This window comes from Acinetobacter sp. ANC_7504 (assembly GCF_056779995.1).
The window spans coordinates 19,394-46,057 of the sequence record NZ_JBWYIZ010000013.1 but is presented as its reverse complement, the minus strand read 5'-3'; the positions used below and the strand labels follow the sequence as shown (position 1 = coordinate 46,057).

Annotated in this window: 25 protein-coding genes and 1 tRNA gene; 7 read left to right on the top strand and 19 right to left on the bottom strand. The window is 39.4% G+C overall.

The features are described 5' to 3' along the window. Window positions 1-14 precede the first annotated feature (14 nt). Both AC1M9F_RS12650 and AC1M9F_RS12645 read right to left on the bottom strand, forming a co-directional pair. A complete protein-coding gene (locus tag AC1M9F_RS12650; RefSeq protein WP_180028869.1) occupies window positions 15-1,295 on the bottom strand; it encodes a sensor histidine kinase in 1,281 nt (426 codons plus the stop codon). Window positions 1,296-1,653: 358 nt separating this feature from the next. After that, window positions 1,654-1,740: transfer RNA gene (locus tag AC1M9F_RS12645), tRNA-Leu, on the bottom strand. Between the two features lie 182 nt (window positions 1,741-1,922). Here AC1M9F_RS12645 and queA point away from each other — a divergent pair. The 7 genes from queA (at window position 1,923) to secF (ending at window position 9,388) form a co-directional block, all read left to right on the top strand. Next, window positions 1,923-2,960, top strand: coding sequence for a tRNA preQ1(34) S-adenosylmethionine ribosyltransferase-isomerase QueA (queA, locus tag AC1M9F_RS12640; RefSeq protein ID WP_481597942.1), 1,038 nt, complete (start codon window positions 1,923-1,925; stop codon window positions 2,958-2,960). Window positions 2,961-2,970: 10 nt separating this feature from the next. Then, window positions 2,971-4,005: a hypothetical protein gene (locus AC1M9F_RS12635; RefSeq protein ID WP_481597941.1), complete on the top strand. Its 1,035-nt coding sequence runs from the start codon at window positions 2,971-2,973 to the stop codon at window positions 4,003-4,005. A 24-nt stretch (window positions 4,006-4,029) separates the two neighbouring features. Continuing rightward, the gene (locus AC1M9F_RS12630; RefSeq protein ID WP_481597940.1) at window positions 4,030-4,599 is read left to right on the top strand and encodes a LemA family protein; all 570 of its coding nucleotides are present in this window, start codon (window positions 4,030-4,032) and stop codon (window positions 4,597-4,599) included. A gap of 291 nt (window positions 4,600-4,890) precedes the next feature. Beyond that, entirely contained in the window at window positions 4,891-6,021 is a 1,131-nt protein-coding gene (tgt, locus tag AC1M9F_RS12625; protein ID WP_035265598.1) for a tRNA guanosine(34) transglycosylase Tgt, read from the top strand. Window positions 6,022-6,118: 97 nt separating this feature from the next. Then, window positions 6,119-6,448, top strand: coding sequence for a preprotein translocase subunit YajC (gene yajC / locus AC1M9F_RS12620; RefSeq protein ID WP_035265599.1), 330 nt, complete (start codon window positions 6,119-6,121; stop codon window positions 6,446-6,448). A gap of 53 nt (window positions 6,449-6,501) precedes the next feature. Continuing rightward, window positions 6,502-8,403 (top strand): protein translocase subunit SecD, encoded by a 1,902-nt coding sequence (gene secD, locus AC1M9F_RS12615; RefSeq protein ID WP_035265600.1) that lies wholly within the window; start codon window positions 6,502-6,504, stop codon window positions 8,401-8,403. A gap of 10 nt (window positions 8,404-8,413) precedes the next feature. Beyond that, window positions 8,414-9,388, top strand: coding sequence for a protein translocase subunit SecF (gene secF, locus AC1M9F_RS12610; RefSeq protein ID WP_481597939.1), 975 nt, complete (start codon window positions 8,414-8,416; stop codon window positions 9,386-9,388). Between the two features lie 38 nt (window positions 9,389-9,426). Here secF and AC1M9F_RS12605 read toward each other — a convergent pair whose 3' ends face one another. From AC1M9F_RS12605 to ilvC, 17 genes are all read right to left on the bottom strand, one after another. Continuing rightward, a complete protein-coding gene (locus tag AC1M9F_RS12605; RefSeq protein WP_481597938.1) occupies window positions 9,427-10,071 on the bottom strand; it encodes a 4'-phosphopantetheinyl transferase family protein in 645 nt (214 codons plus the stop codon). A gap of 98 nt (window positions 10,072-10,169) precedes the next feature. Then, window positions 10,170-11,582: a ribosome biogenesis GTPase Der gene (gene der, locus AC1M9F_RS12600; protein WP_035265604.1), complete on the bottom strand. Its 1,413-nt coding sequence runs from the start codon at window positions 11,580-11,582 to the stop codon at window positions 10,170-10,172. A 170-nt stretch (window positions 11,583-11,752) separates the two neighbouring features. Beyond that, a complete protein-coding gene (bamB, locus tag AC1M9F_RS12595; RefSeq protein WP_481597937.1) occupies window positions 11,753-12,901 on the bottom strand; it encodes an outer membrane protein assembly factor BamB in 1,149 nt (382 codons plus the stop codon). Next, window positions 12,901-13,602: a YfgM family protein gene (locus AC1M9F_RS12590; protein WP_481597936.1), complete on the bottom strand. Its 702-nt coding sequence runs from the start codon at window positions 13,600-13,602 to the stop codon at window positions 12,901-12,903. The genes bamB and AC1M9F_RS12590 overlap by 1 nt, the downstream gene beginning before the upstream one ends. A gap of 29 nt (window positions 13,603-13,631) precedes the next feature. After that, complete coding sequence (hisS, locus tag AC1M9F_RS12585) at window positions 13,632-14,927, bottom strand: histidine--tRNA ligase (RefSeq protein WP_481597935.1); 1,296 nt, start codon at window positions 14,925-14,927, stop codon at window positions 13,632-13,634. A gap of 3 nt (window positions 14,928-14,930) precedes the next feature. Continuing rightward, window positions 14,931-16,052, bottom strand: coding sequence for a flavodoxin-dependent (E)-4-hydroxy-3-methylbut-2-enyl-diphosphate synthase (gene ispG / locus AC1M9F_RS12580; RefSeq protein ID WP_092767631.1), 1,122 nt, complete (start codon window positions 16,050-16,052; stop codon window positions 14,931-14,933). Window positions 16,053-16,070: 18 nt separating this feature from the next. Continuing rightward, the gene (locus AC1M9F_RS12575) at window positions 16,071-16,871 is read right to left on the bottom strand and encodes a RodZ domain-containing protein (RefSeq protein ID WP_481589257.1); all 801 of its coding nucleotides are present in this window, start codon (window positions 16,869-16,871) and stop codon (window positions 16,071-16,073) included. Further along, complete coding sequence (pilW, locus tag AC1M9F_RS12570; protein ID WP_179998933.1) at window positions 16,862-17,662, bottom strand: type IV pilus biogenesis/stability protein PilW; 801 nt, start codon at window positions 17,660-17,662, stop codon at window positions 16,862-16,864. The genes AC1M9F_RS12575 and pilW overlap by 10 nt, the downstream gene beginning before the upstream one ends. Before the next feature lie 56 nt (window positions 17,663-17,718). Next, window positions 17,719-18,954 carry a dual-specificity RNA methyltransferase RlmN gene (gene rlmN, locus AC1M9F_RS12565; protein ID WP_481597934.1) on the bottom strand — a complete coding sequence of 412 codons (1,236 nt, stop codon included), beginning with the start codon at window positions 18,952-18,954 and terminating at the stop codon, window positions 17,719-17,721. A 122-nt stretch (window positions 18,955-19,076) separates the two neighbouring features. Beyond that, a complete protein-coding gene (gene ndk, locus AC1M9F_RS12560) occupies window positions 19,077-19,508 on the bottom strand; it encodes a nucleoside-diphosphate kinase (RefSeq protein WP_035265623.1) in 432 nt (143 codons plus the stop codon). A 109-nt stretch (window positions 19,509-19,617) separates the two neighbouring features. Further along, window positions 19,618-19,818, bottom strand: a complete 201-nt coding sequence (iscX, locus tag AC1M9F_RS12555; protein ID WP_035265625.1) for a Fe-S cluster assembly protein IscX — start codon at window positions 19,816-19,818, stop codon at window positions 19,618-19,620. 111 nt (window positions 19,819-19,929) lie between these two features. Next, window positions 19,930-20,481: a phosphatase PAP2 family protein gene (locus AC1M9F_RS12550; RefSeq protein WP_481589259.1), complete on the bottom strand. Its 552-nt coding sequence runs from the start codon at window positions 20,479-20,481 to the stop codon at window positions 19,930-19,932. A 19-nt stretch (window positions 20,482-20,500) separates the two neighbouring features. Continuing rightward, entirely contained in the window at window positions 20,501-21,772 is a 1,272-nt protein-coding gene (locus tag AC1M9F_RS12545) for a glycosyltransferase family 4 protein (RefSeq protein WP_481597933.1), read from the bottom strand. A gap of 155 nt (window positions 21,773-21,927) precedes the next feature. Further along, window positions 21,928-23,208, bottom strand: coding sequence for a glycosyltransferase family 4 protein (locus tag AC1M9F_RS12540; RefSeq protein WP_481597932.1), 1,281 nt, complete (start codon window positions 23,206-23,208; stop codon window positions 21,928-21,930). Between the two features lie 106 nt (window positions 23,209-23,314). After that, a complete protein-coding gene (locus AC1M9F_RS12535) occupies window positions 23,315-24,313 on the bottom strand; it encodes an XAC2610-related protein (protein ID WP_481597931.1) in 999 nt (332 codons plus the stop codon). A 177-nt stretch (window positions 24,314-24,490) separates the two neighbouring features. Next, window positions 24,491-25,345 (bottom strand): DUF2971 domain-containing protein, encoded by an 855-nt coding sequence (locus AC1M9F_RS12530; protein ID WP_481597930.1) that lies wholly within the window; start codon window positions 25,343-25,345, stop codon window positions 24,491-24,493. A gap of 254 nt (window positions 25,346-25,599) precedes the next feature. Then, window positions 25,600-26,616, bottom strand: a complete 1,017-nt coding sequence (ilvC, locus tag AC1M9F_RS12525) for a ketol-acid reductoisomerase (protein ID WP_035265630.1) — start codon at window positions 26,614-26,616, stop codon at window positions 25,600-25,602. Window positions 26,617-26,664 lie beyond the last annotated feature (48 nt).

The window sequence follows — 26,664 nt, the reverse complement described above, 5'->3', positions numbered from 1 at the left end:
ATTTTGTGGACTATTTAGTTCACTTTTTCCAAAGATGTTTGATTACTCGTATTTGGGGTGGCAGGTAACGCTGCATGAGTGTCTGCTTCAGGTAATATGACTTTAAAAGTCGTACCTTGACCTTGTTGAGAACTGACACAAATTTCACCATGATTCAAATCAACAAATCTTTTACATAACACCAAACCTAAACCAGCACCTTTTTCACCAGATGTACCACGAATAGATACCTTCAAATCCGGTTGAAAAAGCTTCTCAATTTGCTGTGATGTCATACCTAAACCTGTATCGCGAATGGCAATTTCGACACCTTGATCGCATTTTGATGCTTCGATATAAACTTTTCCAGTTCCATCCACATGAGTAAACTTCAAAGCATTGGATACCAAGTTTTGAATCACTGATGTGATCATATTAATGTCGGCAAAGACTTTTAACTCTTGCGGCACACTTTCAATTAATTGAATATTTTTTTTCACAGCCAACGTGTTTAAAACATCAAAAACGATTTTTGTCACCTGTTTAAGCTCAAACTGAATAGGGTGATAGACAAATCTCCCGCCTTCAGCCATTGCCCAATTTAATAGGCTTTCCAATAAGTTATAAGTCGATTGAGCGGTATCATGTAGATACTCAGCGATATTCTGTACACTGTCCTCATCCAAACTTTCACGTTCATTGGCCAATACATCAGAAAAACCTAATAAGCCATGAAATGGTGCGCGTAAATCGTGTGCAATGATTTGAAAGAATTTTGTTTTACTGAAATTAAGCGCCGATTGTTGTTCATATAATTCTTTGAGTTCCGCATAATCCGAATGAAGCTCTAATATACGAATTAAGCTCATTGAAAAATCATAAACCAGTTCTAAATTTTGATCATCAAAAGGTTGGTGCTGATTATCAAATAAAATCACTTGACCAATTGAAAAATCATCATTCACTTTTAAATCAATGGCTATAATTCGCTCGTGATCAACTCCGAGTTGATGAATATGTGCTGAAAAAGATGAATAATTAGGATGATCACGACTGATCGAAGTTTGACCCGCGAAATATGGTAATAATTTTGCTTTTTTATTGGCATTAAAAGCTTTAAATCCATTTGGAGAAGAATGCCACACATATGGTTCATCATGAAAAGCTAAGATTGCTGACTCCGCATTTAAAATGCCACGCGCAAATCTTAAAAAACTCTCAAGTTGATTTTTTGGCGTTGATACACCGAGTAAAAGAGACATTTTGCAGGCACTGAGCTGATCAGCTTGATCGACATCTATAAATTCTATTTTCATGTCTACATCCTGCCATGGAGTAAAGGGGAATAATGATCGATTACATTTTATTTTTTCATTTCACAGTAAAGAAATGAAACCTTATTTCATCAAGACTAATACATTCTCAAATATTAAGAAAGTGCATTTTTGAGGACTGAATATCTAGCTAAAGCATGAGTCGTACTTTATAAAACGTAAGCGTCTAGTGAAGATCGATTGAATAAACCATAACTATTTATTATTAAAATAAAATTTACTCAATCCTTATCTTATATTATTCATCAAATCTTCATTTGAAATTTTAAAATTCCTTTATTTATTTAAAACAAATAAAAAGGCCCTCAAGTCTGAATATGCTTGAAGGCCTTTAAGTATTTGGTCCCGAGGGTCGGACTCGAACCGACACGTCATCTCTGACAGCGGATTTTGAGTCCGCCGCGTCTACCAATTTCACCACCTCGGGAAAGGTTGTGTTCGGTATAATATCGTTTTTCTTTTCTTTGTCAATGCAAAACCTGACTCAAGCGCCTATTTTTAAATCAATAGTATGCATTATGCTTTTTTAACCACCAAACTCAACTCGAACTGGGGAAAAAAAGCATATACTAATGCCAAAATTTTTGCTGATTCCATTTTTATATTCTTATGCAACTTTCTGATTTTAACTTTGAACTCCCAGACGAACTTATTGCCCGTTACCCTCTTGAAGAACGAAGTGCTTCTCGCCTGCTTCATCTTAAGGCGGATGGTCAGTATGATGATCACCAATTTACCGATATTTTAGACCTGTTTAATGAAGGTGATCTATTAGTTCTCAATGATACTAAGGTAATGAAAGCTCGCTTGAAAGGTAAGCGTGCTTCAGGTGGTGCGATTGAGGTTCTGGTTGAAAGAATGCTTGATCAATTTATTGCTCATTGCCATATCAAAGCAAGTAACTCACCAAAACCAGGTGCTGAGCTTTTTGTCGGATCAGATGAGGTTAAAGTTACGGTTCAAGGGCGCCATGAAAATCTCTATGTGGTGGAATTTTCCAAACCAATCTTAGATGTATTGGATCAGTATGGTGCATTGCCTATTCCACCTTACTTCAACCGAGAAGCAGAAGATATTGATACTGTACGTTATCAAACCGTATTTAATGATCCTACAAAAATTGCCAGCGTTGCAGCTCCAACGGCGTCTCTACATTTTGATGAACAACTATTAAAAAAACTTGAAGATAAAGGTGTAAACAAGACATTTGTCACCTTACATGTGGGTGCAGGTACCTTCTTACCAGTACGCACCACTGATATCGAAAATCACATCATGCACAGTGAATGGTGCCAAGTCAGCGATGAAGCTATGGCGTTGATTAAGGCGACTAAAGATCGAGGCAATAAAGTGATTGCCGTCGGAACGACTGCAACACGGGCAACTGAAAGTGCGGCTCAAGCCAATGATGGCCAACTGAAGGGCTGGACTGGTGATACTCAGATTTTTATTTATCCTGGTTATGAATTTAAAGTAGTAGATCGCTTAATTACTAACTTCCACCTTCCAGAATCAACATTATTAATGCTTGTCTCAGCCCTGTCCAATCGTGATTATATTTTGAATGCGTATGAACATGCTGTAAAAGAACGCTATCGTTTCTTTAGTTATGGTGACGCAATGTTGATTGACCAAGTAAAAGATTAGGATCTGATCTATGCCGATTGATTCTGTTCAGCAACTGCTTCACCTTCGCACCCGAAAGAACAAGCAAATTATGGCCAGTGTTGATCGGCTTTGGGCTCTTGGACGTTCTGCTCAACATTCTGATGACATCCTGCAAGGATTACATCCATGGGGTTCGAATACCCAACTCTTTTTTCACAATGGCATACCTAAATTTTTAGTTACGCTTGCCATCATATTCATTGTTTTTTCGCTCTTTCCTATTTTTGACACATTAAAATGGATGGCATATAGCTCAGCGGCGATACTTATCCTGATTGCATATATCATTTATGAACCAAATAAACCTATTCATGAAGTGATTTCATTTCTTGAAGAGCGAATGATTGGTTTTAAATTCGGTATAGAAGCTTATTCAACGCCATCACACCTTGGAACAAATAGACATAACACCTTGATCATAAGTCAGCTAAGGCAAAAATTTCCTTTGTTTAACCAAGGCAACCATGCCAATGACATTTTAAAATTTGCCTCTACCACGTGGAAAAACGCTCAAAACCAAGATTTCCCTGTTATGATTTTTCATTACCGATTTATTGATGAAGTCAATCTGCCTGAGCAAAACAAAACACCACAAAAATTAAAAAAAATTGAACGTCATCGTTGGGGCGTATTTGTATTTGATATATCACCACTAGGATTAGCGACGACCAGTAGAAAGAAAGGGTTCACCACACCATATACAGAGCGCTGGGAGAGCAGTGATTTAGAGCTACGTAAAAAAGTTCAGATTTACGGTACAGATCGTTTACAACTCGCAAAGATCATGACGCCATCAACCACACTCAAACTGATTGAATTTTATCGACTGCACCACGGCGACTTAATTTTCCACCCTCATGACCAAATCATGTGCTATTTGGGAGAGCGCGATTTATTTGAAGTCACGCACAAGCTTGAAATCAAAGACATTAAAAATATATCCGCTTTGCGCGGTTATTTAAGAACATTAACCATGCCAAATTATCAACAACTCAAACAGAGCATGCTAAACTTAGTTGCATAATAACGATCATATTAGGTAATGCGTGTGGGCTTATTCATTTTTCTTTCCATCTTTGTTTTGATTATTGTTTGGGGAATATGGGTTCGAAATAATATCGTTCGATATTTCAATGCTTCTCAGCGTGCTTGGTCAGATGTCGCAAATTTTGAACGTCAGAAAATTAAAACATTAGAGCATCTTGAGCAAAATTTATCTCAATACACTGAGTTTGAAAAATCAACACTAGAAAATATCACAGCCTTACGCCAACAAATCCTAAATCTCAATACACAATCATCTGATATAGCTCAGCTTCAGTATATTGAAGCGCTAAGTCAGTCGTTAATGAAAAGTTTAAATGTGGTTGTTGAGAATTATCCAGATCTCAAAGCTGATCAGCTTTACAACCAAATGATGCATGACATTCAAGAGCAAAATGAAAATGTCAGTGCTGCAATTTCAATATTCAATCGAAATGTCGAAGAGTTTAATAACTTGATTCAAGTTTTTCCGAATAACTTAATCAACAGTATCAGCCTCGCAAAGAAACCTATTCGCCCATTTACCGATCATAAAGCGCAACAAAATTTTGATTATCGCCCTAATTTCAAATAAGGATTCCACCTTAAAAAGTGGCAATATTTTAGAGAATCACATTGTTTATCCATTACGATTTATCATATTAGGGTTTAGGGTACAGCAAAAACTGTAAATCTGAGCAAAGAATAAGCAGGTTTCTTCATTGTTTAGCAAGATCATGAATCTCTTGTAATTTTTCATAAACAAAAATCCAAGTCGTTAAGAATAATGTAATTTTTCTAGCATAAACTGCACGAATCTAGGAAAATAGAGCGCTTTATCGCTATCAATCAGCGAACTGTTTTTTCGCCTCGATTTGGACAATTTATGAAGTTTGAAAAATTAGGTCAGTCTGGTCGCGCTCGACGCGGACGCTTAACCTTGGAACATGGTGTCGTTGAAACACCGATGTTTATGCCTGTCGGAACTTACGGTACTGTTAAAGGCATGCTCCCACGTGATATTGAAGAAATTAAATCACAGGTCATTTTAGGAAATACCTTTCATTTATATCTACGCCCTGGTCTAGATGTCATTCGTGAGCACGGTGGTCTACATGGTTTTATGAAATGGAATAAACCAATTTTGACTGACTCTGGTGGCTTCCAAGTATTTAGCTTAGGCGCAATGCGTAGTATCAAAGAAGACGGCGTAACATTCCGCTCTCCAATTGATGGCTCTAAAGTCTTCCTTTCTCCTGAAATTTCGATGGATATTCAACATACATTGAATTCAGATATCGTGATGATTTTTGATGAATGTACACCTTATCCAGCGACTCACGAAGAAGCTCAGAAATCGCTACAACTTTCATTGCGTTGGGCAAAGCGTTGTAAGACTCAACATCATGATGTGTTAAAAAACCGCAATGCCCTGTTTGGTATTATTCAAGGCGGCATGTATGAAGACCTCCGCCAAGAATCACTAAATGGATTAAAAGAAATCGGTTTTGATGGTTACGCGATTGGCGGTCTTTCTGTAGGCGAGCCAAAAGAAGAGATGATCAAAGTCCTTGATTATCTTCCAGAGCAAATGCCTGCGGATAAACCACGTTATTTAATGGGTGTAGGCAAACCAGAAGACATCGTTGAAGCTGTTCGTCGTGGTGTAGACATGTTTGACTGTGTAATGCCAACTCGTAACGCACGTAATGGACATTATTTTGTTACGGACGGTTTAGTGCGTATACGAAATGCGAAATACCGCCATGATCAAAGCCCACTTGATCCGCATTGTGATTGTTACACTTGTACCAACTTTACCCGTTCGTATCTATACCATTTAGAAAAATGTGGTGAGATGCTTGCATCAATGCTTGGCACAATCCATAACCTCCGTTATTACTTGCGTTTAGCAGAAATGATGCGTGATGCATTAGATAACGGAACATTTGATGATTTTGTTCACGATTTTTATGCACGCCGTGGGCTTGAAGTACCACCTTGTCCGCAAGATTAATACATCAGTATTTGCGCTGAGCAAAAAGACAATGTAAATTGCTGAACAAGCCGATTTTTTATCATCTTTTTTGATATTTTTAGTTTAGGAAAATGAAATGAGCCTTTTTATTTCGACTGCACACGCAGCTGGTGAAGCTGCACAACAACCAAGCTTAGTTGCTAACTTATTGATGATTGCAGTATTCATTGCAATTTTCTACTTCTTAATTTGGCGTCCTCAAGCAAAACGTGCGAAAGAACATCGCACTTTGGTTGAGAGCTTAGGCGTTGGCAGCGAAATCGTTTTTGCAGGCGGTTTAATGGGCCGTATTACTAAACTCGAAGGTGATTTCGCTGTGGTTGAATTAAACCGTGGCAACGAAGTTAAAATTCAGCGTGCAAGTGTGATTTCAGTATTACCTGAAGGCACTCTAAATAACCTTTAATTATAAAATAGTCGTGCAGCTGCACGACTTTTTTCATTTTAAGAAGAAAGCGAATGCGTTACCCAGCATGGAAATATTTACTCATTCTAGTTGTACTAGTCGTGAGTACATTATATGCCCTGCCAAGTTTGTATCCTGATGAACCAGCTGTCCAAATTTCTGGTGCAAAAGCTGGTTCTGTCATTGATGACACAGTGATTCAAAAAGCAGAGCAACTATTAAAAAGCAACAATATCCAATCCCACAATAACAGCTTTACTCAAAATGCTGCCCTTCTACGTTTAGACAGTTCTGAAGCCCAATTAAAAGCAAAAGATATCCTACGTGAAGGTCTGGGTGAAAACTATGTTGTTGCATTAAACCTCGCACCAACAACACCTGAATGGTTACAGAAAATCGGTGCACGACCAATGAAACTTGGTCTTGATTTGCGTGGTGGTGTCCACTTCCTCCTTGAGGTGGATATGGACAAAGCGATTGCGCAGCGCATGGAAACATCGGCTGCTGATTTGCGACGCGAATTCCGTGAGAACAAGATCAAATTCAATAGTCTTTCATTAAATAACAATGCGATCACTGTTCAATTTGCTAACAATGAAGATCGTGCAGCAGCGATGGATCAACTTCGTCGTAACGGTAATAAATATACTCAACAAGCACTTGCAACTGAAAATGGTGCCAGTCTTCGTTTAACCTATACAGATACCACAAAGCAAGAAATTCAGTCGTATGCGTTAGATCAAAACTTAACAACACTTCGTAATCGTATTAATGAACTTGGTGTTGCAGAAGCATTGGTTCAAACCCAAGGTAGCAACCGTATTGTGGTTGAATTACCAGGTGTCCAAGACACAGCTGAAGCAAAACGTATCTTAGGTCGTACAGCAAACTTAGAATTCCGTTTGGTGTCTGATCTAAATGATCAATATATTGATCCTTATTCAGGGAAATATAATGGTCAACCCTTACCTCCAGGGACAGAAGTATTCGCCTATGAGTCTTTAGACAGTGGTCGTGAACTTTTACTTAACCGTAATCGTATTCTGACGGGTGAGCGTGTACAAAATGCTTCTTCAGGCTTTGGACAAGATAGTGGTACAGCAGAAGTTAACATTACCCTTGATAATGCAGGTGGTAAGTTAATGTCAGATGCGACTCGTAGCGCTGTTGGTAAGCGTATGGCGGTACTGTTCATTGAGAATAAACAACGTATCAGTTACGTTGAAGATCCTGAAACAGGTGCACAAACTGAAGTACGCACACCATATACTGAATCTGTCGTCATTAATGCAGCAAATATTCAAGCAGTACTGGGTTCACAGTTCCGTATTACTGGTTTAGATTCACCTCAAGAAGCAGCTGAGCTAGCTTTAATGCTTCGTGCAGGTGCGCTCGCTGCGCCAATGTACTTTGTTGAAGAGCGTGTTATCGGTCCAAGCTTAGGTCAAGAAAACATCGATAAGGGTGTACTATCCACTCAAATTGGATTCATCTTGGTCGCAATTTGGATGGTGGTATTCTTCCGCTTATTCGGTGTCATTGCGAACTTCGCTCTAGTATTCAACTTAGCAATGATCTTGACGGTTATGTCTTGGATCGGTGCTTCATTAACGCTGCCAGGTATTGCAGGTATCGTTATTACCATCGGTATGGCGGTGGATGCAAACGTTCTAATTTGCGAGCGAATACGCGAGGAAATCAAATGGGGAGCATCGCCTAAACAGGCGATTGTTGCAGGTTATGATCGAGCTTATAACACCATCTTTGACTCGAACTTAACCACATTCCTTGTTGCATTTATCCTCTTTGCCATTGGTACTGGTCCGATCAAAGGATTTGCCGTGACACTCATGATTGGTATTGTTTGCTCGATGTTTACTGCGATTACAGTAACCCGTGCAATTGTACAGATCATTTACGGTAAAAAACGTAACTTGAAAAAGTTGAGCATTTAGGAGATCTATCATGAATGAAAATACTCAACTCGAATCAAAACAATACGGCCGTCCAGACAACGAACGCGTAATTCCTTTCATGAAGATTGCAAAGCCAGCAGCTTGGCTTTCAATCATCCTGACTATTGCAAGTATCTTCTTTATCGCGACTAAAGGTCTGAATTTAGGATTAGACTTTACTGGCGGTGTTGCAGCTGAATTGAATTATGCCAATCCTGTAAAACCCTCTGAAGTGACGCAAGCATTAAGTGATGCGGGTTTTAATGATGCTGTTGTTCAAACCTTAGGTTCTGAACGAGATTTAATGGTTCGTATGCCCGTACAAGAAGATATTGAAGCGGAAGATCTAACCAAAGCAATTACCACCGCAGTTCAATTAGACAATAATACCGTGACTGTACCCAAGGTAGATGTTGTTGGTGGTCAAGTCGGAAACGAACTTTACATTAAATCAGCAGGTGCTGTGGCTTTGGCTCTGATTATCATGCTGATTTATGTGACGATTCGCTTCGAATTCAAGTTGGCAATGGGTGCAGTTCTATCGCTATTTCACGATATTATCGTGACTCTTGGTATTTTTGCATTGATGCAGTGGCCATTTGACCTAACCGTTTTAGCTGCTCTTCTAGCGATTATTGGTTTCTCATTAAACGATAATATTGTTGTCTCGGATCGTATTCGTGAGAACTTCCGTAAAATTCGTGGGGCAGAACCTCTTGAGATCATCAATATTGCATTGACTGAAACCTTACGTCGTACCATCCACACTTCGATGACGCTATTGCTTGTGGTCGTTGCTATGATGATCATGGGCGGCGATGGTTTGAAATGGTTCTCGATTGCAATGTTTGTCGGTGTTTTTGTCGGAACATATTCTTCGATTTATATCGGTACTGCATTTGCATTGTGGCGTGGTCTGAACCGCCAAGACTTTATTGTTCAAGTAAAACCTGAATTTGAAGAGGAAGAAGAAATTCCTCAATAAACATTCAATACAAAAAGCCCATCAAATGATGGGCTTTTTTAATGTTGAGTGATTTGAATTTGAGGAATTGCAAAACCACGGCAAGAGTATTCACTTCGCCATGCGACTGTCAGCATACAATCCATGATTTCAAAATTCTGATAAGCAAATACCCCTAAGACTGGATGCTCACAAACCCCACCCATGTGTGTGGTATGGGCATTGGTATTCAACTCATTTAAGCTCATACGGATTCCCATCCCATGTGCCTTCAAAATTGCTTCCTTAATGGTCCAGACTTTAAACCAATAGCGAGAATCAAAATCCAATTCTGCCCATATCGCATATTCCAGTGGATGAAATGCATGTTTGGCTAAAGCTTCGAATCGAATTGATCGATTCAGCTCCTCAATATCCACACCCAAATCTCGAATATGATGTGATGTAACTAAAGCATAATAATGTTGACTATGACTATGGTTAAACTCAAAGTTTGAGATTTTTTTCAAAAAAGGTTTTCCATCTTTCGTTTGGCCAATATCCTCATTTATTATTGTTTTATTTAATTTACTTCCTAGTAAGCAGTTACGATATTGGTGAATCATTTTTTTTCTAAGACTGATTTCTTCAGTACGTGTTAGATTTTCAGGAACTTGAAAAAAAGAAGAAATTTTAGAAATATCAATTTGAATATGACGGGTCATAATAACGTTCTCAGTGATTCCATTTATCTTAATTTATTCGCATGATAAAAAAAGCCCAAACTTCACATTTGGGCTTTCTGGACTAAATTTACAATTGATTAACCGCGTTTGAACTTCTTCTCGGCTTTCTTAAACTTCTGTACATAACGACGTTTACGTGCCGCAGTACGCTCGTCAATTTGAGATTTACGACCTTCAAATGGGTTCTCTGAAGTTTTAAATTCAATTTTTACAGGTGTACCCTCTAGTTTATACACTTTACGGAACACGTTTTCTAAGTAACGACGATAGTCAGCTGGGGTTTTATCAACTTTATTACCGTGAATCACAATCGTAGGCGGGTTTTGACCACCGATATGCGCATAACGCATTTTAATTGCACGGCCTTGAACTTTAGGTGGATGATGCGCGTCTGTTGCATCTTTTAAGATCTCAGTGATTTTCGCTGGAGATACTTTCAAACGTGAAGATTCATATGCACGGTGGATTGAAGGATAAAGCTCACCTACACCTGTACCATGCAAAGCAGAAATTAAATGGATTTTTGCCCATGGAATAAAGTCAAAACGACGCTCAACATCCAATTTACATTGTTTGCGATCATATTCTGACATATTGTCCCATTTATTGATCGCAATCACCATCGCACGACCAGCTTCAATCGCATATCCTATCAAATGCAAGTCTTGCTCAACAATACCTTCACGCGCATCAACAACAACAACGACAACGTTGGCATCTTTCATTGCTTGTAAAGTCTTTACGATTGAGAATTTCTCAATCATTTCATCCACTTTACCTTTACGACGAACACCGGCAGTGTCAATGAGCGTATATTTTCGACCATCACGCTCAAATGGGATGTAAATTGAGTCACGTGTAGTACCAGGCTGGTCAAAAGCAACGACACGTTCTTCACCTAACAGGCGATTAACTAATGTTGACTTACCTACGTTCGGACGACCGATAATCGCTAGACGAAGCCCAGTATCTTCATCACGCTGTTCACTTAGGTCATCTTCTGGCACATCTTCAAGCACTTCTTCGAGCATTTGTTGAACACCACGCCCATGGCTTGCAGCCACTTGCATCGGTTCACCCATACCCAACTTAAAAAACTCAACCAATGCTGCCTCTGCATGGACACCATCGACTTTGTTGGCAACTAAAAATACTTTTTTACCGAGTGTACGTAACTCACGCGCAATCTGTTCATCAGAAGCTAGAAGACCTGCACGCGCATCGACAACAAAGATAATCATATCTGCTTCATGAATCGCAGTTTTAGACTGCTCTGCCATGTAAGAGTCGATCCCACCTTCGTTTTCACCGATACCGCCAGTATCTACAACGATAAATGATTTATTTTGATAAACTGCATCACCATATTTACGGTCACGAGTAAGACCGGCAAAGTCTGCAACAAGCGCGTCACGACTTTTGGTAATCTGGTTAAACAGCGTTGATTTTCCGACGTTCGGACGACCAATGAGCGCAATAACGGGTTTCATAGATTAACCTTTAACAAGATCAGCCAACTCAATTGGCCTGAACATCAGAAACTGTGGAAGAAGTTAGACGAATCATCTACTTAAAAATAAAAATGTCGGGGTCTGAAAATTCAACACCCCGAACTTAAAATATGTATTCAGCGACTAGTTTACCATAAGCAGAGAAAAAATTAACGATTCTGCCAAATTGTAAGTGCGCCTGTACGTGTCACTGAGTAAAGCTGATTGTTTACTATACGTAACGAACGTACTTCACCACGCGTTTTTTCACGACCAATAAGTTGACCATTTTTAGGATCTACAAGGTGGAGTACCCCCTCATAATCACCTACCACTAAATACTGACCTAACATTACGGGGTTGCTTAATTGACGGTTAAGCAATTGATCATTAGTCCATAACGGCTGACCCGTCACCAGATCAAACGATACAATTTTACCATCTGTTTGCGTGACGAAGACTTGGCGACCTGCAACTTCAGCACGATTAATACTGCTTGCATCTTCACTCCAAATCACACGTTGCGAAACTAGATCTAGTACAGTGACTTGGCCTTGATAGCTAGTGGTTACAACCAATTGTCCTGCAACGATTGGATCTGCATCCACATCAACTAAACGCTGTATATCAGAACGACCATCGCTGACTGCCACACGTCTTTGCATACGCAAAGTTCCAGTGAGACTATCAATTGCGTACACGTATGCATTTGACGATGCCACTAACACTGTTCGTGGGTCTAAGCGCACAGGTGAAGCTTGACCGCGTAAGCTCAATTGTTCGTTTGGCATACGATAGGTCCACACTTGTTGACCTGTTTTTTCATCCAGACCAAACACCGTACCATCATTTGCAACAACGATCACTCGACCAGTCTGAATAAGCGCCGCACTCAAAATTGCACCACTTAATTGCGCCGTCCAACGGATATCACCCGTTTTTTGATCGAGAGCAAACAGTTGACCTTTCTTGTTGCCGACGATCACTAACCCATTGGCCGCTTCAACACCTGAACTTAAACCAAGCTTTGTAACTTGTTTTTCCCAGACACGCTGCTTACCTTGATATGCAGAAACCTGTCCCTTAGGATCTAAAAAGTATAAAACACCTTGATCATTCGCCATTCTCAAACGCAATGGATCAGCAGCATCAGTCGCTGAAACGTTATGTGAAAAAATAGGTGCTAAGCTCACCGATTGCTGAATTTTAGGCAACGGATTAGGTTTCACCTTTTCTTCTTTCACCGTATTGCTTGTACACGCCATTAGTGCACACGACAATGTCGCTAGAACAAAAGAAATTTTATACTTTCTATCCATTAAGACTCATCCGTTTGTATATCTAAAATTGGGCGCTCAATTTCAGGATCATCTACTAATATGCCAACACTTTCGAGTTTAATTTGTAAGATTTGGCGTTCTTGTTTAGTTGCAATTAAGTTATCCCATGCGCTCTGATAAGCTTTTTTCGCATTTTCAATATCATTCTTAGCAATATAAATATCGCCACGTGCTTCATCTACAGTTGTTTTGAAAGCGGGCAAATTTAACCCAGACAGTGTTTTTAAAGCCTCATCATATTTTTTTTGTGCCAGTTGAGCATCTGCTAAACGAAGCTTAATGATGTGTTGTAAACCTTCATCTTTGATTTGAGCATTTTCAATTTTTTTCAATTCACGTTCAGCTTTAGCATAATTCTCTTGGTCATAAGCCAATTTTGCCATTACAAATTGCGTTTGAACCGCATGAATCGAATCAGGATTTTCTTTTACAATTTTTTCAGCAGTTCCATCCAAAGCAGTCGCTACTTTAGGATCAGTTGTTGCAGCTTTCGCTTCATCAACTAAGAGCTGTACTTTAGCAGTCTGTATTTGATCTTCTGCTACGTTTTTTTTCTTCCAATATTCCCATCCAAAAAAGGCGATCAGGGCAAGAAGAATCAGCGTAATCAACGCCGATCCATATTTCTTAAAAAACGACTTTGCTGTATGCAGTTGTTCTTCGTCAGTCATTGCGCTCATATGATCGCCCTTTCCTTATGTTCTTAAATTTATTTTGAAGATAGTTTATCAATGATGAACGGCACAATGTCATTGACCGCTACTTGTGTCTGCTCTGCTGTAGCCAACTCTTTGACTGAAAGTTGTTGCGCCTCAGCTTCACGCTCACCAAAGATTAAGGCATAAATTGCACCGGACTGATCCGCTTTTTTCATTTGACTTTTCATCGAGCCTTGAGAGCCAACTTTCAGACGTATTGAACTGCTTGCAGCTTCAAGTTGATCTCGAATTTGCTCAGCCAAAACTAAAGCTTTACCTTGCGTCGCAGGATCTGCAAGTAAAAATACTTCACAATCACGTACTGGTGTATTGTCTTCTACTTGTTCTAAAAGAAGCAATAAACGCTCAATACCCATTGCAAAACCAACCGCAGGAACCGATTGATCTGGTTTACCTTTTAACTGACCCACTAAACCATCATAACGACCACCAGCACAAACCGTACCCTGTGAACCGAGATGTGTCGTCGTCCATTCAAATACAGTTTTATTATAGTAATCCAAGCCACGAACTAACTTTTGGTTAATGACAAATGAAATACCTGCATCGGTTAGATATTGCTGTAATTGTTGGAAATGTGCCAGCGTCTCTTCACCCATAAAGTCATGAAGTTTAGGCGCATTTTCTAAAATGCTTTGAGTTTTTGCATCTTTAGAGTCCAAAATACGCAGTGGATTCGTCGTTAAACGACGCTGCGAATCTTCATCTAAATCTGACTTATGTGATTCTAAAAACTCAACCAAGGCTGCGCGATAAGCTGCACGCTCATCTGACTCACCTAAAGTATTGAGCTCTAATTGAACTTTGTCCGCAACACCCATCCGTTTCCACAGACGCGCAGTCATCAAAATCAGTTCAGCATCTTGATCAGGAGTTGCAACACCAAACGTTTCCACACCAAATTGATGGAATTGACGGTAACGACCTTTTTGCGGTTTTTCATAACGGAACATCGGTCCAATATACCAAACACGCGGTGTCGCACCACGAAGCAAATTATGTTCGAGCATAGCACGTACACAACCCGCAGTACCTTCAGGACGTAAGGTCAAAGACTCAGGAGGATTACCTTTATCTAAGAACGTATACATCTCTTTTTCAACAATATCCGTTGCATCACCAATAGAACGCTTGAACAAGTTTGTCTGTTCAACCATCGGCAAACGAATTTGTTGATAGCCATAGGCATCCATCAAACCAGACAGATGCTGTTCAAGACGTCTCCAAGCTGGGGTTTGCGTTGGGAGAATGTCATTAAAACCTTTGATTGCGACGATTGAACTCATGATCTACTCAGAAAAACCTGTGCGAATAATCTCTTTTGATTTAGCTTTTTCAAGCTCGTTAACACGTTGACGAACCATATTTTCGATTTCATCAACCAATTGATTTGTGTCAATTAAATGACTCTTTTCACCATTACGATACACCAGTGAACGTGGACTTGCACCCACTACACCAATATCAGCTTCTTTAGCTTCACCAGGACCGTTGACTTTACACCCGATGACAGAAACATCCATTGGAGTACGTACATCTTCCAAACGCTCTTCAAGCATTTGCATCACTTTGATGACATTGAATTCTTGACGTGAACAACTTGGGCATGCAATAAAGTTAATACCATTTGAACGCAAGCCCAAAGATTTAAGAATATCAAAACCAATTTTGATTTCTTCCTCAGGTTCCGCTGCTAATGAAATTCGCATGGTGTCGCCAATGCCTTCCATTAACAATCCGCCCAGTGCAATTGCCGACTTCACCGAACCAGTACGGTAAATTCCAGCTTCAGTCACCCCTAAATGTAAAGGATTGTCAATTTGTTGTGACAACAAACGATAAGCATCCATCGTCAAAAAGACATTCGATGCTTTCACTGACACTTTAAACTCTTGGAAATCCAAACGATCTAAAATATCAATATGACGCATTGCTGACTCAAGCAAAGCTTGACCTGTTGGCTCACCATATTTCTTTTGAATATCTTTTTCGAGAGAGCCTGCATTGACACCAATTCGCATTGAAATATCGTTGTGACGAGCCGCAGCAACCACTTCGCGAATTTTTGCTTCTGAACCGATATTCCCTGGGTTGATACGCAGACAATCTGCACCCAAATCTGCAACAGCCAAAGCAATTTTATAGTCAAAATGGATATCGGCAACGAGTGGAACTTGCACTTGTTTACGGATTTCTCCAAAAGCAGCAGCGGCTTCCATACTCGGTACAGACACACGCATAATATCTGCGCCAGCATCCACACAACGTTGAATTTGTGCAACTGTTGCAGCTACATCACAAGTTTCAGTATTGGTCATGCTTTGAATACTGATTGGCGCATCGCCACCCACATACACAGAACCTACGCGAATTTTACGTGTTGGTTTGCGTCGAATCGGATTCTCGATCATCGTTTTACCTTTAACCCATTAACGTGATAAACGGAATTCAGCTTTTCCGTTTACGGTATATGGTGACAATGAAATATTTTCATTATTTAAACTTAATGAAACGGCTTGAGCATCATCTAATCGAATTTGGAATGGAGACTGTCCATTCAAACTAATCGCAGTTGATTGGCGTCCAGTTGCTAAAACTTTACCCGTACTGTCCACAATGTGTACTGATGTAGGGCGGCTAAAACTGAGATTCATCGTATCGCCTGATACTGCTTCAGTCGTGCCTGTACCATTGTTTAAGGTCAGAATTTGGACATTGTTGGATTGATTCGTATCAGTGTTTAACGAATCACCTTTAGCAGCCCATTTTTGGATTGCGGAGATTAATAGCCAAGCCACGCCCAAAATAATTAACGCAATCACGATGCGTTTAATCCACTTGCGATTACGTACGCTTTTCGAGCCAGGAAGTTTCCCCATAATTTTAATTGGAGAATTGTTCAAAGCATGATTTGGCAGTAAACCTGTATCATTTTGATAGATTTCATCAAAACGTTGAATCAAAGCAGAGGCATCAACTTTGAGATACTTCGCATACGAACGATAATATCCCTTAATGAAAGTCGCTTCTGGCAACGATTTGTATTCGTCTTGCTCTAACGCTTCAAGCGTTTTTACTGGCATTTTCAAATCACCAGCAACTTTGACCAGATCACGTTGTTGAGAAATACGGATTTGACGCAAATACTCGCCAGGGCGTTGAATATTTCCTAAAGCATTAGGTGCTACGTTTGAACCAGTAGGTTGCTGTGAATTAGGATTTACTTCCATACGGCCTCAGTATTGAACTGTAATTGCAAATAACGTTGAAATTCTTGACTATTTGGAAATAAAGTACGCAACTGATTCACCAGCACATACATTCCCGTTCTATCACCATTGGCACGTGCGATACGTAAACCAATCCAGAGTGCTCGCGCACCTTGATTTTGCTGGCCAACTTTGAGTACAAATTGCTCATATAGCTGACGCGCGGCAATATTATTCTTTTGCAGATAAAATATCTCTGCTAACTCTATCATTGAAACAGTCGAGTCACGATTGACTTGCAGTGCTTGTTTGAACGTTTTTTCAGCATTCGGTATATCCCCTAGAATGAGATAAATCCGTCCAAGGTTTTCTAATGCACGATGACGTTGGTCATATCCAAGCGTTGCGCCTGCAATTGAAAGCTGTTTAACAGCATCATTATATCGTTTCACTTGATACAAATACGTACCATAGTTGTTACGTGCTTGCGCATTTTTAGGATCAATTGAAATAGCACGAGAAAAATAATGATCTGCACGTTGCATGTTGATGTCACTTCCTTCTTGCTGAAGCAACACCCCCATCATCATATTTGCAGTTGAATCGCGCGAATTAACCTCTAATGCCTGATCAAGCACACGTTTGGCAGCATCTAAATTCCCATTCCGAATATATTCAGCCGCCATTTGGGTACGAACTTTCACTGATTTCTCAGGATCCTTTTTGCTCGTATCGCCACTGGTAGTTTGGCATCCAAAGAAAAGCAATCCAGATAAAGCGACTGTCATCGTCATGACTATTTTTTTATACATCGGCTTGCTCAAATGATGCCTCCCTCTTCTTAATCATTCACATCTAAATGATACAACTAGCCTTGTGAACGCATAATTTCATTACGTTCTAGCACTTTTTTCTTCCATTGTTCTGCACGACGAGTACGGTCAGCCACTTGACCTACCAATTGACCACAAGCTGCGTCAATATCATCCCCACGTGTCTGACGAATCGTACACACAAAACCAGCATCAGACAAAGTTTTTTGGAAAGAAATGATGCGATTTCGGCTCGAACGCCCGTATGGTGCATGTGGGAATGGATTAAATGGAATCAAGTTAATTTTACTTGGTAAATTTTTCAACAACTTAATCATCTGCTGTGCATGTTCAGGATGATCGTTGACCCCGTCTAACATGACATACTCAATTGTGACATGCTTACGTGCACTTTCATTACCATCTTTAGTGATGTAACGCTGACACGCTGCAATGAGTTGGTCTAACGGATATTTTTTATTAATTGGTACTAATTCGTTACGTAACTCATCATTGGTTGCATGCAATGAAATTGCAAGAGCAACATCAATGTCTTGAGCCAATTGATCTATCTTCGGCACAACCCCTGACGTTGACAATGTGACACGGCGTTTAGACATTCCATAGGCGAAATCATCAAGCATGATACGCATTGAATTAAGCACAGCGTCATAGTTCAATAATGGTTCGCCCATACCCATCATTACCACGTTGGTCACAGAGCGCTCACGCTCAGCAACTGGCACATCTTCCATATAGGAATAGTTCGCCATCCACAACTGACCAATAATTTCAGCCTGTGTTAAATCGCGTTGGAAACCTTGTTTTCCTGTTGAACAGAACGAACAGTCCAAAGCACAACCGACTTGTGATGAAATACATAAGGTTTTACGCGAACCCGTTTTATCCTCAGCAGGAATCAATACTGTTTCAACCAAAGAACCTGCACCATCACCTACACGAAATACCCACTTACGTGTTCCATCTTTAGAATAGTTTTTAAGCACGACTTCTGGTGCTTTAATTTCACAAATCTTTTCAAGTTTTTCACGTAATTTCCCTGAAATATTAGTCATTTCAGCAAAATCAGTAACGAAGAACTGATGAATCCATTTCATCACCTGACCCGCCCGGAACTTTTTCTCACCCATATCCTCAAAGAATTTTTCCATTTGCGGACGTGACAGGCCAAGTAAATTCACTTTCTGTACAGTATCAGCCTGCTGTACTTGAACAGTAGTGGGCTGTTGTTCATCTAAATTGACGGATGAAGCGACAACTTCAGAATTCATGAGTATTACCTAAACCATAATGTGGGATAAAAGAACATGCTCAATTTTCAAGCAATAAAATCTTTCAGAAATAAAAAAACCAGATAAGCAGTATAGCACTTATCTGGTTTGAATACTGCGAATTAACGAGTACGTGGAGCGATCTCAGTTTGAGCGAAGAAGTAGTTAACTTCACGATCAGCAGATGCTACAGAGTCAGAACCGTGAGCAGCATTTTCGTCGATGCTTACAGCGAAGTCAGCGCGGATTGTACCTGGAGCAGCTTCTTTAGGGTTAGTAGCGCCAAGGATGTCACGGTGAGCAAGAACTGCGTTTTCACCTTCAAGAACTGATACAACAACTGGACCAGAAGTCATGAACGCAACGAGGTCAGCAAAGAAACCACGTTCTTTGTGCTCAGCATAGAAGCCTTCAGCTTCAGCTTGAGTTAAATGTTTCATTTTAGTCGCAACGATTTTAAGACCAGCTTTTTCGAAACGAGCAAAGATGTCACCGATGTGGTTTTTAGCAACTGCATCTGGTTTAACGATAGATAAAGTACGTTCAATAGCCATGATTGGCTCCTTTAGTCAAATTGACATGAAAATTTTGGCGCATTATACCGAATAATGCGCGATTATCTGCTTTTCGCGTGTAAAAAAATGGTTTTTTTCGATCGATGAATTATCGAGCTTCGTCAATCCAAGCCATTTGAATTGCTTCTAACAATCCTTCTGTTGATTTGTTTGGATCATCTTCGAACTCTGGAAGCGCACAAACCCATGCATGAAGATCAGTAAAACGGATCCATTGTGGATCTACATCTGGATGGGCTTCATACAGTTCAATTGCGATATCAAGGGTGTCTGTCCAACGTAAACCCATACTTATTCCTAAATCATCTTTGGTAAATTCATGGCTTAATTTTAGCAAAAAGCAAATCAAGACGTACAATTATATTGCTTTTGTACGCCTTACCATGCAATCAACTTACCCTCACAATATGATATTCAATACTGGAGCAGCCAAGATAATACCACTCGCAACCGTCGCCCCAATTAAGGCACCAACTAAAACATCAGTTGGGTAATGCAATCCCAATACCATGCGCGACAACGCAACCAAAATGGTAAATGGCATCATCATAATCAGCAAGACAGGCTCTACATAACCCAATACAATTGTTGCCATTACTGCATGCAATGTATGACCAGATGGAAAACTAAAATGATCTAGTGGTCTTTCGCCGATATGAATAACTTGGTGAACTTGGTATGGTCGTGGACGTACTGTTTTTGTTTTTAAAATTTTATAAATCAGCGTACCTAACGAAGCAGCAACAACAATATATAAAATTTGAATAGTGTATTGCGGTCCTTGCAGTAGCCACACCAACGCCACCATCATGTACCAAAAAACTCCATCTCCGAGCCGACTAATAATTTTAAATATGAGTGCAATACTTTGTGTATGCGATAGATTATTGAAATAGAGACATCCTCTTAGATCAAGATCGAGTATTTTTATTTTGGTATTTTTAAAATTCATTACACTCTACTCCTATCGTTCAGGCCGTAAGCGTTTTCTGCTGCACGACACGATAAAATGCATGTTCGAGTTGTTGAACTGGATGTTGCCATCCGACTTGTTGTACTTTTTTCATTGCCTTCATCCCCATTGCATGCAAGCGTTTGTTTTGGGGCAGATTAACAATATATTGAACCAAGATTGCAGGCTCACCCAATGGCGCTAACCATGCTGTTTCTGCATCTAAATATTGTTTAGCACAAGCATAATCATAAGCAACCACAGGCAACGCACTCGCCATTGCTTCAAGGACGACATTGCCAAAAGTCTCTACTTGACTGGCAAAAACAAATACATCTGCGCTTGCAAATGATTCAGCAAGATTTGTACCACTTAAGCTTCCAGTAAAGATGATATCGGTATGTTTGCTTTGACGAACCAAACGCGAATAATCGGGTCCATCCCCCACGATGACCAACTTAAATCTGCGCGTTGTTTGTGTTTTAAGTTTTAAATAGGCATCAATTAACACCTGAATTTCCTTTTCAGGTGAAACACGACCAACATAAAGCAGGACAGTTGTATTCTCACAAGCATCCCATTGCCGTCTGAGTTGCACACTTCGAAAAGTAGGTGAAAACTTTTCAACATCCACCCCAGTCTTAATCACTTCAACTTGACATGTAACACCAAAGTTACGTATCGCATCAGCAGAGTCCTGACTTGGTACACAGGTCAATTGCGTATTGTTATGAAACCATTTGAGATAGTGCTGAATCGGCTTGACCATAAATGCAAGATCATAAAAACGACTAAAGTCATGAAAAGCAGAATGAAAACCACTACTCACAGGAATCTTTTTGTTTTTTGAGAGCTGAAGTACCGCTAAACCTAATGGTCCTTCCGTCACGATATGCACCAAATCTGGTTGAAATTCATCAAAAGCTTTAGCCACTTTGCCATACTGTGGCCAGCCAAATTGCATATGGGCATACTTCGGAATGGTTTGACCATTCACCAAACACTCACGGTTCGGTGAAAATTCCGAACATATTTGTTTTTGTGAAGGTCGTACCAATAGAATTTTGTGACCAAGTTTCTGTAGACCTTTGCAAATCTGTAGTAAAGACAATGAAACACCATTCAGTTCTGGCGGCCATGTCTCCGTAACGACAGCTATTTTTAATCTAGATCGCCCCAATTGCTCAAGCACCGATACATCACGATCGGAGTTTTGATTTTTAAATTTTAGCCTCTGGTGATCATATTGCGTTGTCGATCTAGGCAATACAGTGTCCATGATTCCCATCATCACACCTCTTTTGTATTTTTTTCATACTTTTACTTTAGAGATGGATCATTTCATTATGATGATGATTTCATTAAATACTTGTCATAATTAGAATAGATGACTGATTCACCGACTACCCTCAAACACGCGACAAGAATCTACGAATTCAAGATAACTTAGTGAAATAAAGTACGATGCACAGCAAAAAATAACGTTTGCTCAAAATCAATAACAGGTTTCAACCATCCTGTTGCAGCAACTGCAAGATGCGCTTTCTCACCCATTATTTTTAAATCAGGTTGATTCAATGTTGCTGTCATTGCTCGTTCGAACATATCTAGATCACCAAGAGGGATCAGCCATCCCGTTTCATTGTGCACAACATGCAGTTTGGCACATGCATAATCATAAGCCACCACAGGCAAGCCACTTGCCAATGCTTCAAGGGCGACATTTCCAAAGGTTTCAACTTGACTTGGAAAGATAAACACATCTGCACTGGCATATGCACATGCCAAATCATCACCAGTCAAACTTCCCATAAAAATAATATCAGGGTGATGATTCGCAAGAGCTTCAAGCCTTACTCGATCTGGTCCATCTCCGACAATGACCAATTTAGTATAATGATCAAACTCACCTTTCTTTTTCAAAAAAGTCCGAATAATCTGGTCTACTTCTTTTTCAGGTGACAACCGACCAACGGAAATCAGCACTCGTGTATGCTCATTTGCATTCCATTGCTCTCTGAGCAACTCCGATCTTTTATTCGGATTAAATAATTGGGTATCAACACCTCTCCCCACCACCCTTAACTCACCGCTTACTCCCATTTGTTTTAAAGCATGCTGTGTATCTAAACTTGGCACACAAGTCACGTCTGTCTTATTGTGAAACCATGTTAAATATTTTGAGATAGGTTTAACGAGAAAAGGAAACTCAAAGTATCGACTAAACTCTTGAAAGGCAGAGTGAAAACCACTTGAAACAGGAATATTCTGGGACTTAGCTACCATTAGACTCGCAAATCCCAATGGTCCCTCTGTCACAATATGCACAACATCTGGCTGAAATACGTCAACCGCTTTTGAGATTTTTGAAAACTGTGGCCAACCGAACTGTAAGGTAGGATATTTCGGAATCGCCTGAGCATGTACCCAACACTCTGCATCAGGTTTAAACCGTTTACATTTCACTTTGGGTTGAGGACGTATCAACAAAATTTGATGACCTCGCTTCTGCAAACCCAGACATAAATTCATCAGTGAGTTTGCAACACCATTAATCTCTGGTGACCATGTCTCAGTCACAATGGCAATTTTTAATTGAGGATGTCGTTTAGGCTGATCAGCATCAGGAAGAAGAATAAAATCCTCAAATGACGTATTTTTTTTGATGTTCAATAATTCAAAGAATTTTTTTTGTTTTATTACTTGCATGTTTAGGAGTGCCATCATCACACCTTTTATTAATGTTATACCTAAAATTTAAAAGAACATAATTTCAATATGATGATGGTTTCATGACAGCCTTGTCATAAGGCTCATTCAGATTTTCACATTTTTAAGGCTCTTGCTCTTGAACACGATCTACATCACTGCCTAGCTCATTCTCTTGCTCTTGACCAGAGTTAACTGGTGGTTCTTCAATCCGTTTTTCCAAGTTTCCCCCTTGAAGTGCTACAGAGGATTCTGATGATGTCCGATCTTCTAATTGTTTAGTTTCTTGTTCAGCATTAACTGCAACTGGTTTCAAAATGCCTTCAACAATTACATAAACCTGTCCATTAGAAAAATCGATGTGCTGTTTATCACCATGTAACAGTGGAAATCCAACGATTTGCTCGTAATGCTCTGCACGGTTAAATTTTTGTTGAACAGAATCATAAATCCAGTAAATAAAATGACGATCTTGAAGCGTTTTATCCTCTGACAAATCAGAGAGCACTACATCATAGTAACCATCAAAATTCACATCCATATAACCAATACTATTGGGAAACGCTTGAAAGCCTTCAAGTATTTGCAAGCTTTTTTGATTGGCTTTGTCAAACACCTCGATACGTGTCATTAATCGTTTGAAAGGATGGTCAGCTTTAGATATGCCATAGAAATTAAAACTCACATCAGAAATATTTTTTACTTTAAAAGCAGGCTCGAATTTCTTTGTTCGAATCACACCCGCATGATTGACCAATGTAGATTTAAATACATTCGTTTTATAGTTAAGCTGTCCTTTCAACTCTTGAATTGCATTTGAATCATCACTCGGTAGTTCTGCTTTAAAAAAAACTTGATCGCCTTTTTGCTCCCCTTTAAATTGGATAGTGACGTTGTCTTTAAGGTAAGTAAGCGTTGCATTTGGATGAAGCACATCCATATAAAGACTCAAAAAATATTCGTTGTCTGTTGACCTCAATAATCGTTGCATTGATATGCGAACATTATCCAAGACAAGCTCAGCATCACTATTTGGCGTTTTTTGCTCAATATCAGTTGTTTGTTGCGCCCATCCGCAGATTGGCAAGATCACCAATAAGTAACATACAAACGTTATTTTCATTCCCAACCTCAATCCTTGAGTTATTAAGTATTCTTGTTAGATACTAATTATTGTGTTTAGCTAAGCCTCTGTCGACTGCAACTCAATCTACCTGTCATTGAGTTACTTTTTAATGACTATTTTGCAAATCAAACTTCTATTTTTTTATTAGATGAACCATAAATTTGCTATTAAAAACTAAATATCACTTTTCTTTAAATCCCATAATTCATAGTCAACAGTAGCTCTTTTTATTTTGATTCCTCTTAATCTACAATTTCCAACTAATCCACTAAAAGAGTCTCTTGGTGAATTAAACATATTTTCTTGTCTTGAGTTGAATACATCATCACTCCTTTTTAGTCTAGAAAGAGTCTTTTCACCAATATAAATTTCTTTGATGGCTGATGATGGAAAATGAAATAAATATAAAGGTCTTAAGTCATAAATAATACAAGACCATTCCTGCCGACTAAAATCTTTCTCATTTTTATATTCTTTTCCTGCATAGCTTATTAAATCGGCTCTATGTAAATTCTTAACTATTCTTAGTTCCCGCTCATACTGCCAACAAATTTGCTTATGTAAAAAAGCTCTTTTTAATAGATGGCCACAACTTTTATCAAGTGAGTAATAATCATCATTACCAATATTTCGTAAGTCATCTTCAGTCGGAATATAATGACTCTCAGGCTCTTGTTCAAAATATTCCATTTTTCCTTGATGAGCTTTAATGATAAAACCATCATCATTAAAACCGGCTTCATCAACATCAAATCCAATAGCCAATCCAGTATGAGAGACGCCATAATGCGCCCACATAAGTCGGTCTAATGGATTCATTGTAAGACTAAGCGAGGCATATTTTTTTGAAAAATTATTACGAAAACCACTGTTTTGCCCTCCTTTACTGAGAAAACCATCTCTATCTTTAAAACCAAATGCAGTACTTTCAAAAGGATCATTAAAATCATTAAGGTGAGTAAACCCTATCGTATTATTTTCTAAAATTCTTAACCCAGAATCAAAACTCACATATTTATATAAAATCATTTTTTCTTATCCAATAAATCCCCCGCTTTCTCAGGGCTTTATAGCATAAAAATCAGCCAGATAAGAAAATTATTTTTTCTTTTTATCTACGATTTTGTTCGCTTAAATCTAAAGCATGAAAAATAAGGTAAAGCACTGCTTTGCCTTACTTTGAGGTGCACAATTTTAACTAACAATATGAACCATTTTGCAGGACACAAAAAGCCCACTCATTTTGAGTGGGCTTTCGCATTCAAATCAAATGATTCGAGAAATTAGTTTTTCTCTTTATCAACGATTTTGTTTGCTTGAATCCAAGGCATCATCGCACGCAATTTAGCACCAGTTACTTCGATACCGTGAGCAGCGTTTTGACGACGACGAGCAGTCATAGATGGGTAGTTCAACGCACCTTCTTGGATGAACATCTTCGCATATTCACCAGATTGAATACGTTTAAGCGCATTACGCATCGCTTCACGAGACTGTTCATTGATTACTTCAACGCCAGTTACATATTCACCGTACTCAGCATTGTTAGATACAGAGTAGTTCATGTCCGCGATACCGCCTTCGAACATTAAGTCAACGATCAATTTAAGTTCGTGTAGACATTCGAAGTAAGCCATTTCTGGCGCATAACCAGCTTCAACAAGAGTTTCGAAGCCCATTTTAACCAATTCAACAGCACCACCACAAAGAACTGCTTGCTCACCGAAAAGGTCAGTTTCAGTTTCTTCACGGAAAGAAGTTTCGATAATACCTGTACGACCGCCACCAACACCTGAAGCGTAAGAAAGCGCAAGGTTACGTGCATTACCAGAAGCATCTTGGTGAATCGCGATAAGATCAGGAACACCTGAACCACGTTGGTATTCAGAACGTACAGTGTGACCAGGTGCTTTTGGAGCAACCATGATTACGTCTAAGTCAGCACGTGGAACAACTTGGTTATAAAGAACAGAGAAACCATGAGCAAATGCAAGAGTAGCACCTTGCTTGATGTTTGGCTCAATTACATCACGGTAAAGTTGAGCTTGGAATTCATCTGGAGTCAAGATCATTACTACGTCAGCTTGAGCTACAGCAGCAGGAACTTCAGCAACTTTAAGACCAGAATTTTCAGCTTTTTTCCAAGAAGCAGAACCAGCACGTAAACCAACAGTTACGTCAACGCCAGAATCTTTAAGGTTAAGCGCGTGAGCGTGACCTTGTGAACCGTAACCAATGATTGCTACTTTCTTAGATTGGATGATAGATAAGTCGCAGTCTTTATCATAAAAAATTTGCATTGCTGTCTCCGCTAAAATGCTTTGGCTTCCGTTTGATTAGCGAATGTT